The organism is Stenotrophomonas sp. STEN033, assembly GCF_056856655.1.
On record NZ_JBXFWM010000030.1, the window covers coordinates 34,680 to 50,547 of the forward strand.

General features: G+C 64.9%; 12 protein-coding genes. 6 read left to right on the plus strand and 6 right to left on the minus strand.

Features of this window, described 5'->3' with window-relative positions; all coding sequences use genetic code 11:
- Positions 1-49: 49 nt before the first annotated feature.
- Positions 50-2,965, minus strand: a complete 2,916-nt coding sequence (locus tag AC1VXC_RS11785; RefSeq protein WP_481539110.1) for an EAL domain-containing protein — start codon at positions 2,963-2,965, stop codon at positions 50-52.
- A 181-nt stretch (positions 2,966-3,146) separates the two neighbouring features.
- On the opposite strand from AC1VXC_RS11785, the gene AC1VXC_RS11790 reads away from it, so the two are divergent.
- The 5 genes from AC1VXC_RS11790 to AC1VXC_RS11810 all read left to right on the plus strand — a co-directional run bounded on the left by AC1VXC_RS11790 (position 3,147) and on the right by AC1VXC_RS11810 (position 7,465).
- A complete protein-coding gene (locus AC1VXC_RS11790; protein WP_313169887.1) occupies positions 3,147-3,704 on the plus strand; it encodes an RNA polymerase sigma factor in 558 nt (185 codons plus the stop codon).
- Positions 3,701-4,759, plus strand: coding sequence for a hypothetical protein (locus AC1VXC_RS11795; protein ID WP_481539109.1), 1,059 nt, complete (start codon positions 3,701-3,703; stop codon positions 4,757-4,759). Before AC1VXC_RS11790 ends, AC1VXC_RS11795 begins: the two co-directional genes overlap by 4 nt.
- A gap of 46 nt (positions 4,760-4,805) precedes the next feature.
- Positions 4,806-5,402 carry an IMPACT family protein gene (locus tag AC1VXC_RS11800; RefSeq protein WP_313169883.1) on the plus strand — a complete coding sequence of 199 codons (597 nt, stop codon included), beginning with the start codon at positions 4,806-4,808 and terminating at the stop codon, positions 5,400-5,402.
- Positions 5,395-7,161 carry an ABC transporter transmembrane domain-containing protein gene (locus AC1VXC_RS11805; protein WP_481539108.1) on the plus strand — a complete coding sequence of 589 codons (1,767 nt, stop codon included), beginning with the start codon at positions 5,395-5,397 and terminating at the stop codon, positions 7,159-7,161. Before AC1VXC_RS11800 ends, AC1VXC_RS11805 begins: the two co-directional genes overlap by 8 nt.
- A gap of 88 nt (positions 7,162-7,249) precedes the next feature.
- On the plus strand, positions 7,250-7,465 hold the full coding sequence (locus tag AC1VXC_RS11810; protein WP_313169880.1) for a hypothetical protein: 216 nt from the start codon (positions 7,250-7,252) through the stop codon (positions 7,463-7,465).
- Between the two features lie 371 nt (positions 7,466-7,836).
- Here the strand turns inward: AC1VXC_RS11810 and AC1VXC_RS11815 are convergent, their stop codons facing one another.
- The 5 genes from AC1VXC_RS11815 to grpE all read right to left on the minus strand — a co-directional run bounded on the left by AC1VXC_RS11815 (position 7,837) and on the right by grpE (position 13,913).
- The gene (locus AC1VXC_RS11815; protein WP_313169878.1) at positions 7,837-8,952 is read right to left on the minus strand and encodes a prephenate dehydrogenase; all 1,116 of its coding nucleotides are present in this window, start codon (positions 8,950-8,952) and stop codon (positions 7,837-7,839) included.
- Entirely contained in the window at positions 8,949-9,857 is a 909-nt protein-coding gene (gene pdxY / locus AC1VXC_RS11820) for a pyridoxal kinase (RefSeq protein WP_313492970.1), read from the minus strand. The genes AC1VXC_RS11815 and pdxY overlap by 4 nt, the downstream gene beginning before the upstream one ends.
- 226 nt (positions 9,858-10,083) lie before the next feature.
- Positions 10,084-11,208 (minus strand): molecular chaperone DnaJ, encoded by a 1,125-nt coding sequence (dnaJ, locus tag AC1VXC_RS11825; protein ID WP_303746657.1) that lies wholly within the window; start codon positions 11,206-11,208, stop codon positions 10,084-10,086.
- A gap of 127 nt (positions 11,209-11,335) precedes the next feature.
- On the minus strand, positions 11,336-13,252 hold the full coding sequence (gene dnaK / locus AC1VXC_RS11830; protein WP_481538147.1) for a molecular chaperone DnaK: 1,917 nt from the start codon (positions 13,250-13,252) through the stop codon (positions 11,336-11,338).
- 145 nt (positions 13,253-13,397) lie between these two features.
- The gene (gene grpE, locus AC1VXC_RS11835; RefSeq protein WP_481527601.1) at positions 13,398-13,913 is read right to left on the minus strand and encodes a nucleotide exchange factor GrpE; all 516 of its coding nucleotides are present in this window, start codon (positions 13,911-13,913) and stop codon (positions 13,398-13,400) included.
- A gap of 184 nt (positions 13,914-14,097) precedes the next feature.
- On the opposite strand from grpE, the gene recN reads away from it, so the two are divergent.
- The gene (gene recN, locus AC1VXC_RS11840; protein ID WP_481538146.1) at positions 14,098-15,765 is read left to right on the plus strand and encodes a DNA repair protein RecN; all 1,668 of its coding nucleotides are present in this window, start codon (positions 14,098-14,100) and stop codon (positions 15,763-15,765) included.
- Positions 15,766-15,868: the final 103 nt, after the last annotated feature.

Genomic DNA, 15,868 nt, shown 5'->3' on the forward strand with positions numbered 1-15,868 from the left:
CAACTGATACGCACCGGATGGATTGGTGGCTTCGCGGCTTACGCCGCTCCTACAACCCTGCGGCCTTCCTGCGCTGCAGGCTCTGCTCGCACGGCGCCGGATAGCCCAACAAGTAGCCCTGGCCGAAGTTGCAACCGAGCTCCTTGAGCGTCTGCAACTGGCGTTCGTCCTCTATGCCCTCGCCTATCGTCTCGATGCCCAGCGTGCGTGCCAGCGACAGCACGCCCTGCACCAGGGCCAGCGTGCTGCTGCTTCCCTCATCGTGCAGGCCAGCGACAAAGCTACGGTCCACTTTCAATGCACTGATCGGGAACCGATGCAGATAGGACAGCGCCGAATAGCCGGTGCCGAAGTCATCCAGCTGCACCACAACACCGCGTTCGCGCAGCTGGTGCAGGGCACGCAAGGTACGTGGCTCGTCGTCCAGCAAGGCCATCTCGGTTATCTCCACGCGCAGCCGCGCAGGGTCCGCACCCGCCGCATCCAGCATTCCCAGCAGGCGTGGCGCGAACTCAACCGAGCGGAAGTGACGAGGCGAGACATTCACCGAGATATAGCCGACCGACGACGCCGCCATGTCCTCCATCACCTGCTCATAGATCTGCCAGTCCACCTGTTCGATCAGGCCACTTTCCTCACCCAGTGACAGGAACTGGCCAGGCAGCAACACGCCGCGACGCTCATGCTGCCAACGCAGAAGCGCCTCATGGCCAACCACCCGTCCATCGAGCAGGCAGACGATGGGCTGGTAATAAGGCAGGAAATCACGCTTCTTGATCGCCCGGCGCAAGTCCGCTTCCAGTTCCAGGCTGCGCATGGCTTCGTCGTGCATCGCGCCGTCGAACATCACGCAGCGGTCCTGGCCCTTGAGCTTGGCGCGGTACATGGCCGCATCCGCATCACGCAGCAGATCCGCGCCAGAGGTGTAGCGCGCATCCCACACCGCGATGCCGATGCTTCCCGACGGGAACAACTCGCGCCCGTCCACCCACATCGGCGCTTCCAGCGCCTTGAGCAGGCGTCGGCCCAGATCCATCGCCGCCGTCGAACCGCGGTCGGAGTGCACCAGCAACGCAAACTCATCGCCGCCCAGTCGCGCCACCACATCCTCGCCGCGGACCAGGCCAACCAGGCGCCGTGCCACTTCGACCAGCATCTGGTCGCCGGCTGCATGGCCGATACTGTCATTGACCCATTTGAAGCGATCCAGATCGAGGAACAGCAACGCGAAGTGCGGGGCAATACCGAGTTCCGCATTCTCGATGGCGCGCTCCAGGCGATCCTGCAGATGCAGCCGGTTTGGCAGGCCGGTCAGCACGTCGTGCATGGCCAGATGGGTCAGGCGCTGCTCGGCGCGCATGCGTTCGCCAATCTGCCCCAGCAATTTCTGGTTCACCTCGCCAAGCTCGCGGGTACGCTCGGTCACCCGCAGCTCAAGGTCGGCATGGGCCTGCACCAAGCGCTGCTGGTCACGCTGGCGGGCCAGGCTGTTGCCGATGGTACGGGCGACAAACACCAACAGGCGCTGGTCATCCGCGCTGAACACCACCTGCGGGTTGTAGCTCTGTACGGCGATGACCCCGACCACTTCCTCGTCACTGAACAGCGGTACGCCCAACCAGCATTGCGACTTGGCACCAAATTCCTTCAAGGTCCCCGCGGCAATCAACGTGTCGATGTCCGCCCGCGTCAACAACACCGGCTCGCGGCGCTGCAGCGCATACTCGGTCAAGCCGTCACTGAAGACGCGCGAAGCGCGCTCGCGGTTGAAGCGGTCAACCGAATAGACGAACTCGATGCCCGCAGCGTCCTCGGTCACCATTGCCACGTAGAAATTGCTGGCATCCAGCAGGCGGCCGATGATCTCGTGCACCTGCGTATAGAACTCGCCGGTAGTCTTGCCGCTCAGTGCCAGTTCGGAAATATTGAACAGCGCCGCCTGCAGCAACTCCGCGCGCCGCCGCTCGATGATCTCGCCTTGCAGGTGGTTGTTGATGCGTTCCAGATCCTGGGTACGCTGCCAGACGCGTTGTTCCAGCTGTGCATGCGCCTGATGGCGATCCATGGCGGTAAGGATGTGCTTGGCAACGAAGTTCAACAATGCGAGCTCTTCCTCGCCGTAGCACGCATTGGCGACGTAGCTTTGCACCACGATCGCCCCGCAAACGCGGTTGTCGCGCCACATCGGCACGCCCAGCCAGTCGGTGCTCTCCACACCCTCCGACACCTCGCAGGGGTGTTCCAGGTATTTGGCCAGTTCACGCGAGGGTCCACTCAGCGCCCGCCCATTGCGCAGTACTGCGAAGGTCAGGCTGGCCGGCATTTCCTCATAGCGATAGCGGCGACCCGGCTCAGGCAGATAGCTGTCATGGGTGTCGACGAAGTACAGAAACTCCAGGCTCCGCTGCTCCTCATCGCACTCGACGATGTAGCAGTTTTCGGCGTACATCAGCGAACCGAGGATGCGATGGAAATGCGCCATCATCTCCGTCATGGCCAGGTCCGCACCTGCCAGGTCGGCGATCTCGAACAAGGCCTTCTGCAGCTGTTTGGAGCGCTGCAGTTCGTCTATCTGCCGGCGTTGGCGCATCAGCTCCATGGCGGATCCGATCATCATCCGCACCGCGCCCTGCCAGGCTCCGCGGTCCATCGCAGGCAGCGCCGGTCCGGCGTCGATCAGCAATACGTACTCGGCCCCATCGTCACCACGCCATTCCAGCGTTTGGCAGCCGGGAGGCAGGCCTGCAGCCTTTCCCATCAGCCGCCCACGGGCCAGCTGGCATAGGTCGACGGCAGATTCCGGGACACTGCACCCACCCTCGCCCAGCACCCCGTCGCGCCACGCCAGCGCAACGGGGCTGGCGTGGTGCAACAAACCCTGCAATGTCGCCACCGCTTGGGTGACCGGCGAAAATGAATCGGCGCGCGGCGCTTCAATCCGCGCGTCAAGCTCGCTATACGACATGTATCCGTTCTCTCTGGGTCCCGGTGTGCCGGAACTCCCCCCTGATCCCGCAGCATACCTTTCACAGCGGTCAAGGGCAGTGCGTTCCAGAAAAAAGATTGGTTTTCACATAAATGAATATGCCTTGGCAGGGACTGCTGCGGAGCTAGGCAGAAACCCACCCAGCCACTACGCTTGCCGGGTGGATACCGCTGTCCAGACCCCTACCGATGAAGTGCTGATGTTGGCCTATGCCGACGGTGACAGCGATGCGTTCTCCGAGCTCTATGCCCGGCACCGCGCGCGGCTGTTCCACTATCTGCTCGGCCAGCTGCGTGACCGGCCGTTGGCCGAGGAGCTGTTCCAGGACGTCTGGCAGAAGATGATCAACGCCCGCGCCGGCTGGAAGCCCGATGCGGCCTTCGCCACTTGGCTGTTCCGGATCGCCCACAACCGCCTGAACGACCACTGGCGCGCCGCCCGTCATCGCCCTGCAGCACCCGAAGATGCGGACGAGCGCACCGCACGCCTGGCCGACAATTGCACTCCCGAGTTGCTGGCCGACGAACACGCCCAGCGCCTGCAGCTGCGCCAGGCCTTGGCCGAGCTGCCACCCGAACAACAGGAAGTCGTGATCCTGCGACTGGAACAGGAACTCAGCCTGGAGGAGATCGGGCAGATCACCGGCGTTGGCCGGGAAACCGTCAAATCGCGGCTGCGCTATGCGATGGACAAGCTGCGCGCGAGGTTGAGCGAATGAACATCCCCGACATGCTGACCCCCGAAGAGCGCGAGCTGGCCCGCCTGCTCGGCCGTCCCGGCGCCGGCGCGGCCACCCCCAGCGCGCAGCTCGATGCGCGGATCATGGACTTGGCCCGCGCCAAGCCGCAGACGCAGCCTCAGTCAGAACAACTCCAAGCGGACACCCAGACTCGCGGCACGGCTTCCGCCAGCCAGCCATCCGCATCGCAGCGCCGCGGCTGGGGTCGTCGGCGCGGGCTGGTCTCTTCACTGGCCGTGGCCGCGTCACTGGTATTGGTGGTAGGCCTGGCCTGGCAGCTGCGCCCGCTGACACCGCCGCAACCGGCGATGCAACACGCCGATATGTCCGCGCCCGCGACGGAACCAATGGCCGCTGACATTGCCGCTGCCGAGGTCGCTGCGGCACCTGCAAGCCCAGCCCCGGCCCAAGCTGCCGAGGATGCCGCCGCGGCGGCGGCTGTGCCGCAGGACCGATCCGGCGTCAACGCGAAGGCGTCCAGCGCTGGCGCCGCGCAGCCACATGCTGCGCACAAGGACAAGGCCATCGGCATCGAGCAGCCCGCCACCGGCAATACAGGGCAATCGCCCCGCGCCTTCTCCGCTGCACCGGTCATTGTCCCGCCCGCCCCGCCTGCCCCTCCAGCGCCCGTGATGGCTCCGGCACCGATGGCAGCACCTGTTCAAGCCGAACAGGCCAGCTCCGCCGACGCCTCACAGGACAACGTCTATCTGAGCGAAACGGCACCCGCTCCCGCACGTGCTGCATCCCGCCGGCCGGCACCTACTGGCGCCGCTCCGATTCCGCATGCTGGCGCCAAGACTGTCAGCAAGGCGGCGGAGGCACGCCGCCAACGCGCAGCGACCATCGCTGCCGACAGCACCCCGGACGTCGAGGCCGATGCCATGCTGTCGCGCCATCAGTGGATCAAGCGTATCCGCGAGCGTGAACAGGCCGGCGACCTGGAGGGTGCAAAGGCAAGCCTGCGTCGTTTCGCCCACGACTACCCGGAAGCGCGCATTCCGCGCGACCTGCGGCCGCTGCTCAGGGATTGAGCCGCATCCGCTACAGCTTTGCGGCGCTGCCACTAGAATGACCGCAATGCTCGACACTCTCGCCGCACCCACCAGCCACCAGCTGGACATCAAACACAGTCGCTTCCTTGCCCAGGCAGCGCCGATCAGCGATGCCGCCGCAGCGCTGGCATTCATCCAATCGGTATCGGATGCCGACGCCACGCACAACTGCTGGGCCTACCGACACGGCAATGACTATCGCTCCAGTGACGACGGCGAGCCGGCAGGTACCGCTGGACGCCCGATTCTCGCAGCGATAGACGGTCAGGGTTATGACCGCATCGCTGTAGTGGTGACACGCTGGTATGGCGGCATCAAACTCGGCGCCGGCGGCCTGGTTCGTGCCTATGGCGGCACTGCCGCCGAATGCCTGCGACTGGCCCAGCGCCTTCCGCTGGTGCCCATGACCGAACGCATCCTGCAATGCGGCTTCGAGGACATGGGCATCGTGCATACCCTGCTCGGCAGCGCCGGCGCCGAGAAACTTGAAGAACACTTCCTGCCCGAGGGCCTGCGCCTGCACGTGCGCCTGCCGGCAGACCAGATCGATGCGCTGGCCCTGCGCCTGCGCGACGCCACCCGCGACCGTCTACGCCTGAGCGAACCTGTCGACCATGACTGATACATCTTCCGCACAGCCTCGCAAGTTGCAGAAACTCGGCAGTCTGAAAACCCTGTGGCCGTTCGTTCGCCGTCACAGCGGCCTGTTCACGGCCTGGTTGATCGCATTGGCGGTGTCATCGACGGCGACACTCAGCCTGCCGATGGCGGTCAAACAGATGATCGACCATGGCTTCTCCGGCGGCGGCGAGATCAACCGCACCTTCATGCTGCTGTTCATTGTCGCGGTGGTGCTGGCACTGGCCACTGCCGCACGCTTTTTCTTTGTCTCCTTGCTGGGCGAGAAGGTCGTGGCCGACCTGCGCGGCAGGCTCTATGCCCACCTGATCGGCCTGGACGCCGGCTTCCACGACCGTACCCGCAGCGGCGAGCTGGTCTCACGCCTGACCGCCGACAGCGAGCTGCTGCGCAGCGTGATCGGCTCGACCATGTCGGTGGCACTGCGCAGCAGCGTTACCGTGGTTGGCGCGATGGTCATGCTGTTCGTTACCAGTCCGCGCCTGGCGGTGTACTCGTTGATCGGCATCCCATTGGCGGTGCTGCCGATCGTGCTCGGTGCACGCCAGCTGCAGAAGATCTCCCGCGCCAGCCAGGATCGCGTCGCCGATGCCAATGCGCTGGCGGCAGAAACGCTGGGCGCGGTGCGCACCGTGCAGGCGCATGCGCGCGAGCCCTATGAACGCGGGCGCTTCGAGGCCGCACTGGATGTCTCCGTGGCCACCGCCAAACGTCGCATCCGCACCCAGTCCTTTGTTACCGCCATCGCCATCGTGCTGGTGTTCGGTGCCATCGTTGCGGTGCTGTGGTCGGGGGCGCACGACGTCGTCGACGGCCGCATGACGGCAGGTACGCTGGGCCAGTTCGTGCTGTACGCCTTGATCGGTGGCGGCTCGGTTGGCGCCCTAGCCGAAGTCTGGAACGAACTGCAGCGCGCCTCCGGCGGCATGGGCCGTATTGGTGAGCTGCTGGCGGAGAGTCCGCAGATCACCGCACCCGCAAAGCCGCAATCGCTGCCCTCGCCGGTTCGCGGCGAAATCCGCTTCGAGCATGTGTCGTTCCATTACCCGCAGCGCCCGGATCATCCGGCGCTGGATGACTTCAGCCTGACCGTGGCGCCGGGCGAAACCGTGGCCCTGGTCGGCCCATCGGGCGCCGGCAAAAGCACCGTGCTGTCGCTGCTGCTGCGCTTCCATGATCCGGACAGCGGTCATCTGCGTCTGGACGGCGTCGACCTGCGCGAGCTGGATCCGGCACAGCTGCGCCAGAGCATTGCGCTGGTGCCACAACAGCCGGCCCTGTTTGCCGCCAGCGCCGCCGACAACATCCGCTACGGCCGTCTCGAAGCCAGCGACGAGGAAGTTCGCGCCGCCGCGCGCTCGGCCGAGGCCGACGATTTCCTGATGCAGTTGCCGGAAGGCTATGCCAGCGACCTGGGCGAACGTGGCGCACGCCTGTCCGGCGGCCAGCAGCAGCGTGTAGCCATTGCCCGCGCCCTGCTCAAGGACGCACCGGTGCTGCTGCTGGACGAAGCGACCAGCGCGCTGGATGCGCAGAGTGAGCGCGCCGTGCAGCAGGCACTGGAGTGGTTGATGGCAGGCCGCACCACGCTGGTGATCGCCCATCGGCTCGCAACGGTATTGAAGGCCGACCGCATCGTGGTGATGGACCACGGCCGCATCGTCGCGCAGGGCACGCATGCTGAACTGTTGGCACAGGACGGCCTGTATGCCGAGCTGGCGCGCCTCCAGTTCATAGATTGAGAACGCTGCGGTAACGCAAGGCTAACAAGCACGGCGGCAAGCTCAGGGCGTGGCAGCCCTGCCACTGGCACCGCCCTGGAGGCAAGCAATGGCGTTCAGACAGTTTCCAGCAACCACGCGCGATGGCGAGAGCTGCATCGTCATCGAGTTTCTTGATGAACCCAGCAGCCCCGAGACAGGCAAGACGAACCGGCCGCCCCGCTATGAGCTTGCCGACGGTCGACCGCTGCTGCGTCGTGGCAGCAACCTGTTCAGTGCAGATGGCGAAGTCAGTCTGTCGATGAACCAGCCCTATCGGGCCTGATTCCCTGCTTCTACAGCGCGCCGTGATCATTGCCGGCGCGCATCAGGAAGGCCCCGCTGGCGGCTGGCCGGGTAATTCTGAATACGCTTTGCCGATCCGGCCTGCGGCTGATCAATTTTTCACCAACCATCTTGACAGCCTTGTGCCCCAAGGGATGTCAGTGATTATCCACATGCTTGCACACACGTCGCTGTGGATTAAGTCGCAGCCAATGAGACGTCAATAGGTTGCGCCCCCTCCCTTTTGCGCAGCAAAGGGGAGGGTTGGAGAGGGGTGCTTTTGGGCTGTTGCAGATGCAGTAGCTCTTGCTGCTGTTGGCTCATGAGCTTCGCGGCTTACGCCGCTCCCACAGCTTCCATACTACTGCAGGCTTAGCGCTCCAGTACGCGACCTATGCCGCTGCTGTTGATCTCGTCGCTGGCCGCTGAAATCACATCGGCCGCGTAGGCCTGCACAAAGCCCATGCGGAAGTGGACCTCACCGCCAGGCGTGCGCGAGGAATGAATCGAGGCCAGGCTGATGCCATGCCGCTCAAACACATGCAGCAGCTCACGCAAGGAGCCGGCGCGATCCTCCGGCAGATGCACACTCATCGCGCTCTGGTCAGTCAGATCCGCCAGCAGGTAACCCACCCGCTCGAAGCTGTAGTTGCCATCGCGCAAGGTCTGCTCATCCACCGCCGCCTTGTTGTCAGCCAGATACCGGCTACGGAACAGCGCTCGCGCGGCATCATCGCCCTGCCCCACCAGGCCACGCAGCTGCTGCAGCTGCAGCAGCAGCTGATCCAGTACTTCGCCGGCATGCGGATTGCCGAACTGGATGTCTTCATAGATCGCCGGGTTCAACGACAGGATGCGCGAGATCACCGCCGCATCCAGTTCAAATGCAGCCGAGCGATACGGCATCAATTCGCTCAGCGTGCCCAGCATCGGTGCGTATTCGCGCAGTACGCCGGCCTGGGCCAGATGGGTGGCATGCACCATCGCCTGCACCAGCGCCATCACCCGGTCGTGGTGCTCGGCAGTGCCGCGCACGCATTCGGCCTGCAAGGCGATGCACAGTTCATCCAGCCACGCCTGCCACTGCGCATCCAGCCGCGCTTCACAGACCACCATCACCCTGCCCTTCAAGGTCGGCGCCTTGGGTGGTGCGGTCATCGGGTGCAGGCCAGCGACCGACGCCTGCGACTCCAGCATCGCCGCCACCGGCTCGGCCTTGATCGAGGTGACGTCCAGCCACAGTTTGCCGCGCTCACGTCCGGCCGATTGGCGGATGTAGTCGCGGATCAATGCGGGCGTGTGCCGGATCGGCGCCGAGAACAGCAGCACATCGGCCTGTTCCAGCAACTGCTCCGGGGTCTGCGAGTCCACATCGACAGGATCGTGGCCGATGACCTGCAAACCCATGCGCGATTCGAAGAAGCCACGCAGCCAACGTCCAAAGGCACCGCCGCTACCGACGATGCCGATGACTGGACGCAGACTCACGCCAGACGCTCGGCGCGGAAGCGGTAAGGCGTGCCCAGCGCGGCCGGCGCTGCGGCCAGCACGTCGAATTCCTCCACGCCGGTGGCCAGGGTCGCTTCCAGCGCCGCATGCACGCCGGCAATGGCGCGGCTCACACCGTCCTCGAAGCTATGGCCCTTGAGCAGGAACGCCACCAGCAGCGACATCAGCACATCACCGGTGCCGGCCACGTCCACCGGCAGGTGCGGCGAGGTCCAGCGCCAGATCTGTTCACGGCCGATCGCCAGCGTAACCAGCTCACCGGGGTCACCCGACACCGAATGCGCGATCACCCATTCCGGGCCGCGCTCCAGCAGCTTGCGCGAGGCAGCGATGGCGTCGTCCTGCTCCAGCGCTGGCATGCCGGTCAGGCGGCCCAATTCGAAGGCGTTGGGCGTGACCAACCAAGCGTGCGGCAACAGCCGTTCGCTGAAGATCGTCTCCAGCCCCGGCTCAACGTAAGGGCCGGTATGGGTGTCACCGATGACTGGATCCAGGCAGTAACGCAGGTTCGGCGATTGCGGCAGCACCTCATCCAGCCAGTCGGCAAACGCGGCGCCGTTGGCGACGCTGCCGAAGTAGCCGGATACCAACGCACCGGCGCGTTGCGGCAGGCCCCGTTCGGTCGCACCCTGCAACAGTTCCGCGAACCAATCTGCAGGCAGCACGCGGCCGCGCAACGTCGCGTAGAACGGCGCGTTGCTGAGCAGCGTCGTGGGAATTTCGGCTACGCGCAGGCCCAGTGCACGCAGCGGCGGCACAGCCGCACTGTTGCCGGCATGGCCGTAGACCAGCTGGGATTGCACGGAGATCACGTCCACCGGCGACGGCCCATCCGGGCGTTGCCGACGACCGTGCACGAGATGGCTATGGTCGACTTCGTTCATCGCCCTATTCTACGTCCGCAGGACGAGGCGCGAGTGCACACGCTTGCGCGCGCAACCAATAGCAGATGGCATAACGAGGTAGTGCCGAGCCATGCTCGGCAGGGGCATTACCGGGAACGCCTCTGCCGAGCATGGCTCGCCACTACAAGTGGAACTGATGCCGAACATGGCTCGGCACTACAGGTGGAGCTGATGCCGAGCATGGCTCGGCATTACAGGTGACGCATCAGGACTTCATGCGTTCCCAGAAGCCCTTTACGCCATCGATGAAGGTCGCCGACTTCGGCGAGTGCTTGCGTGCTTCCTCGCCTACGAAGGTGGCTTCAAACTGCTCCAGCAACTTGCGCTGCTCGGCAGTCAGGTTGACCGGGGTTTCCACCACGACACGGCAGTACAGGTCGCCTTCGGTGCGGCTGCGCACCGACTTGACGCCCTTGCCACGCAGGCGGAACAGCTTGCCGGTCTGGGTCTCGGCCGGGATGCGGATTTCCGCTTCACCGCCCAGGGTTGCGACGCGGATCGCATCGCCCAGCGCGGCCTGCGAGATACGCACCGGCACTTCGCAGTGCAGGTCGTCACCATCGCGGGTGAAGATGGCATGCTCGCGCACGCGCACTTCCACATACAGGTCACCCGCCGGCGCACCGGCCGGGCCGGCTTCGCCCTCGCCCTGCAGGCGGATGCGGTCGCCGGTATCCACGCCTGCCGGCACCTTGACCGACAACACCTTGTCTTCCTCGACACGGCCATTGCCGTGGCAGGTCTTGCAGGGCTTGCTGATGATCTGACCGCGACCATCGCAGTTATGGCAGGCCTGCTGCATGGCGAAGATGCCACGCTGCACACGCACCTGGCCGCGGCCACCGCAAACATTACAGGTCTCGACCTTGCGGTCTTCCGAGCCACTGCCGTCGCAATCACCGCACTCGGCCAGGGTCGGAATCTCGATGCGGCGCTCAACGCCGGCCACCGCTTCTTCCAGGTCCAGCTCCATCACGTAGCCGATGTCGGCACCGCGACGCGGCTGGCGCGGACCACCGCCACCTCCGCCAAAGATATTGCCGAAGATGTCGCCGAAAATATCGTTCATGTCCGGACCACCCGGACCACCGCCACCGCCCATGCCGTGCTCGAACGCCGCATGGCCGTGGGCGTCGTACATGCGCCGCTTATTGCCGTCGGACAGGGTTTCGTACGCCTCCTTGCACTCCTTGAAGGCAGCTTCGGCGGCGGCATCGCCCGGATTGCGGTCCGGGTGGTGCTTCATCGCGCAACGGCGATAGGCCTTCTTCAGCTCTTCATCGGTGGCGGTGCGGGCTACGCCCAGTACTTCGTAATAATCGCGTTTCATTGGCACATGGTTTCGGAATCGGGTTGTCGGGGGTCAAGGACAGCAGCTGGATTACAGATGCCGGAAGGGGATCCGGAACCCGGAACCGCAGTTCCGTATCCCGAATCCCCAATCACCATTCCCGGCCTTACTTCTTGTCGTCCTTGACCTCGGTGAACTCGGCGTCCACCACGTCGTCATTGGACTGGGTGCCAGCATCGGCACCCGCCGCCGGGCCCTGTTCACCGGCAGAAGCGGCAGCGAACAGCGCCTGACCGGCTTCTTCCAGCGACTTCGACTTGGCTTCGATCTGCGCCTTGTCGTCGCCCTTCATCGCGGTTTCCAGATCGGCCAGTGCCGCTTCAACCTTGCCGATCACGTCGCCGCCAACCTTGCTGCCATGCTCGGTGATGGCGCTGCGGGTCGCGTGGATCAGACCGTCGGCCTGGTTGCGGGCCTGGACCAGTTCCTGGAACTTCTTGTCTTCTTCGCGGTTGGCTTCCGCGTCGGCGACCATGCGTGCGATCTCTTCCTCGGACAGACCCGAACCGGCCTTGATCTCGACCTTCTGTTCCTTGTTGGTCTTCTTGTCCTTGGCCGACACGTGCAGGATGCCGTTGGCGTCGATGTCGAAGGACACCTCGACCTGCGGCATGCCGCGCGGTGCCGGCTCGATGCCGGACAGGTCGAACTTGGCCAGCGACTTGTTGTAACGGGCCTGCTCGCGCTCACCCTGCAGCACGTGCACGGTCACGGCCGACTGGTTGTCCTCGGCGGTCGAGAAGGTCTGCGAGGCCTTGGTCGGGATGGTGGTGTTCTTCTCGATGATCTTGGTGAACACGCCACCCATGGTCTCGATACCCAGCGACAGCGGGGTCACGTCCAGCAGCAGTACGTCCTTGACGTCGCCGCCCAGCACGCCGCCCTGGATCGCGGCACCCAGTGCCACGGCTTCGTCCGGGTTGACGTCCTTGCGCGGTTCCTTGCCGAAGAACTCGGTGACAGCCTGCTGCACCTTCGGCATGCGGGTCTGGCCGCCGACCAGGATCACTTCGCTGATGTCGCTCGAACGCAGGCCGGCGTCATTCAACGCAACGCGGCACGGCTCGATCGACTTCTTGATCAGCTCTTCGACCAGGCTTTCCAGCTTGGCGCGGGTCAGCTTGATGTTCAGGTGCTTCGGACCGGAAGCGTCTGCAGTGACGTACGGCAGGTTCACTTCGGTCTGCTGCGCGGACGACAGCTCGATCTTGGCGCGCTCGGCGGCGTCCTTCAGGCGCTGCAGGGCCAACGGATCCTTGCGCAGGTCGATGCCCTGGTCCTTCTGGAACTCTTCAACCAGGTACTCGATGACGCGGTTGTCGAAATCTTCGCCGCCGAGGAAGGTGTCACCGTTGGTGGCCAGCACTTCGAACTGCTTCTCGCCGTCGACGTTGGCGATCTCGATGATCGACACGTCGAAGGTGCCGCCGCCCAGATCGTAGACAACGATCTTGCGATCCTTGTTGTCACCCTTGTCCAGGCCATAGGCCAGGGCAGCCGCGGTCGGCTCGTTGATGATGCGCTTGACGTCCAGACCGGCGATGCGGCCTGCGTCCTTGGTGGCCTGGCGCTGGCTGTCGTTGAAGTAGGCCGGCACGGTGATGACCGCTTCGGTGACCTTTTCACCGAGGAAGTCTTCAGCGGTCTTCTTCATCTTCTCCAGCACGCGGGCAGAGATTTCCTGCGGCGCCATCTTCTTGCCGTCGCTGGTTTCTACCCATGCGTCGCCGTTGTCATGCGCCAGGATGCCGTACGGCACGTGGGCGATGTCCTTCTGCACTTCGGCGTCGGTGAACTTGCGGCCGATCAGGCGCTTCACCGCATAGAAGGTGTTCTTCGGGTTGGTGACGGCCTGACGCTTGGCCGAGGCACCCACCAGTACTTCGCCGTCCTTGGTGTAGGCGACGATGGAGGGCGTGGTGCGGTCGCCTTCCGAGTTTTCGATGACGCGGGCCTTGCCGCCGTCCATGATCGCCACGCACGAGTTGGTGGTGCCGAGGTCGATACCAATGATCTTGCCCATGGGGGACTCCTGAGGATTCGTTTGCCGGCAGCCGCCGGGGATGAATGGGATGTGGGGGACGACCTGATGACATTCAAGTCATCCCCGGAACACTGTTTGCCGACGGCCGCGCCTGGTTTAGGCAGCGGCCAGCCAGCGCGGCCGATCAGTCGGCCTGGGCCACCACAACCAGCGCCGGCCGCAGCAGGCGCTCATTGAGCAGATAGCCCTTCTGGAACACCGTCACCACCGCGCCCGGGGCCACGCCTGCCGGCGCCGGCACCTGGCTGATGGCCTGGTGATGTTCCGGATTGAAGGCCTGGCCGGCCGGGTCCAGCAGGGCCAGACCATTGTCAGCCGCCACCTTGAGCAGCTGCTTGTAGGTCAGTTCCATACCTTCGCGCAGCGGATTGGGCTCGCTGCCAGCGGCAGCCAAGCCTGCATCAAGGCTGTCGAACACCGGCAGCAGGTCGCCAAGCAGCTTCTCATTGGCGAACTTGCGGGCCTGCTCGACGTCGCGGGCCACGCGCTTGCGCTGGTTCTCCAGATCGGCGCGCTCGCGCAGCGATTCGGCCTTGACCTGCTCCAGCTCAGCGCGCAGCGCCTCGATCTGGTCGTGCTGCGCGTCATCACCGCCCATGGCGGCGTTCTCGGGGTCGAATTCAGTGTGCTCTTGGTTCATTTCCGGTTCCCTGACGGATGATCTGCCGTCTACCCCGCCTCGTATGTGGGCTGTACCGAAAGTTTCAAGGCTCCGGCTCACGCCATGAGACGCATTGTTCCTAATCTGGGCCCGCCATCGCCTGTCCTACATTGACCTGCCCGGTACGCGTGCTAGTTTTGCGCGGCCCCTAGACCTGCCCGCCATGCTCAGACATCTCTCGATCAAGGATTTTGCCGTTGTCCGCGCCACCGAACTGGAGTTCGGCCCTGGCATGACTGTTGTTTCCGGTGAAACCGGTGCCGGCAAGTCATTGATGGTGGACGCTTTAGGCTTCCTGTCCGGCCTGCGCGCCGACTCCGGCGTGGTCCGCCATGGCGCGGCCCGTGCGGAGCTGTCGGCCGAATTCAGCCTGGACGACGATGCCCCGGCGCGCGCCTGGCTGCGCGACAACGAGCTTGACGACGAGGAACAATGCCAACTGCGCCGGGTGATCCGTGCCGATGGCGGCTCGCGCGCCTTCATCAATGGCCGCCCGGTGCCGGTGTCGCAGCTGGCCGAGCTGGCCGCTTTCCTGGTCGAGATCCACGGCCAGCATGACCAGCAGGCCCTGCTGTCGCGCCCCAGCCAGTTGGCGCTGCTGGACGCTTTCGCCCGCAATGAAGCAGAGCGCGGCGCCGTACGCAGTGCCAGCACCCAATGGCAGGCACTGCTGGATGAGCGCGATGCGCTATCCCAGCAAGGGGATGTCTCCGACCGCATCGGCTTCCTCGAACACCAATTGGGCGAGTTGCAGCGGGAGGATCTGGAGCCGGCGGCGATCGCTGCACTGGGCGCCAGCCACCGCCGCCAGGCCCATTCCACCGCCCTGATCGAAGCCTGCCAACGCGCTGGCGGCCTGCTCAACGGCGATGAAGACGGCCCTTCGCTGCTGTCTTTACTGCAGCAGGTGCGCCACGAACTGGGCCGGGTCAGCCAGCACGACGCCCGCCTGGGTGAAGTCGACGCCATGCTCGACGCCGCTGGTATCCAATTGCACGAGGCGCTGGCCCAGCTGGATCGGGTCCAGGACGACCTGGACAGTGACCCGGACGCCTTCGAAGAGATCGAGCGCCGACTGAGCCGCCTGCACGACCTGGCCCGCAAGCACCGCGTACCAATGGAAGAACTCGCCGCCACCCGTGACCGCATGGAAAGCGAGCTGGAGCAGCTGCGCGGTGCCGACGAGCGCCTGGCCAAGCTGGCTGGCGAGATCGACAAGGCTGCCGCGCGCTGGCAAGCCGTAGCCGCAACCCTTTCCAGCAGCCGCCAGGCGGCCGCCACCTCCCTGTCCGAGACCACCACCGCATTGATCGGCGAGCTGGGCATGGGCGGCGGGCAATTCCTGATCGAACTGGAACCGCAGGCGCAGCTGCGCCCGGATCCGAACGGTGCCGAGCGGGTCGAGTTCCTGGTCGCCGCCAACGCCGGCCAGCCGGCGCGGGCCCTGCGCAAGGTGGCCTCAGGCGGCGAGTTGTCGCGCATTTCGCTGGCCATTGAAGTGGCCGCGCTGGGTCTGGATGCCGTACCGACAATGGTCTTCGACGAGGTAGATTCGGGCATTGGCGGCGCGATTGCCGACATTGTCGGCAAGAAGCTGCGCGCTCTGGGCGAACGCCGCCAAGTGTTATGCGTGACCCATCTGCCGCAGGTCGCTTCCAAGGGTCACAGCCACTACCGGGTGAGCAAGGCACCGGTGGAAGGCATGACCCAGAGCGCGGTTGAACTGCTGGATGCCAAGGGCCGCGAGGAAGAGCTAGCGCGCATGCTGGGCGGGGCCGAGGTCAGCAAGGAGGCGCGGGCCGCGGCGCGGAAGCTGCTGACGGAGGCCTGATACTGTCTCTTATACACATCTCCGAGCCCACGAGACTAAGGCGAAGAGCGTATGCCGTCTTGTGCTGGAAAAAAAAAAGTGGGGGGGGGGGGGGGGGGGGGGG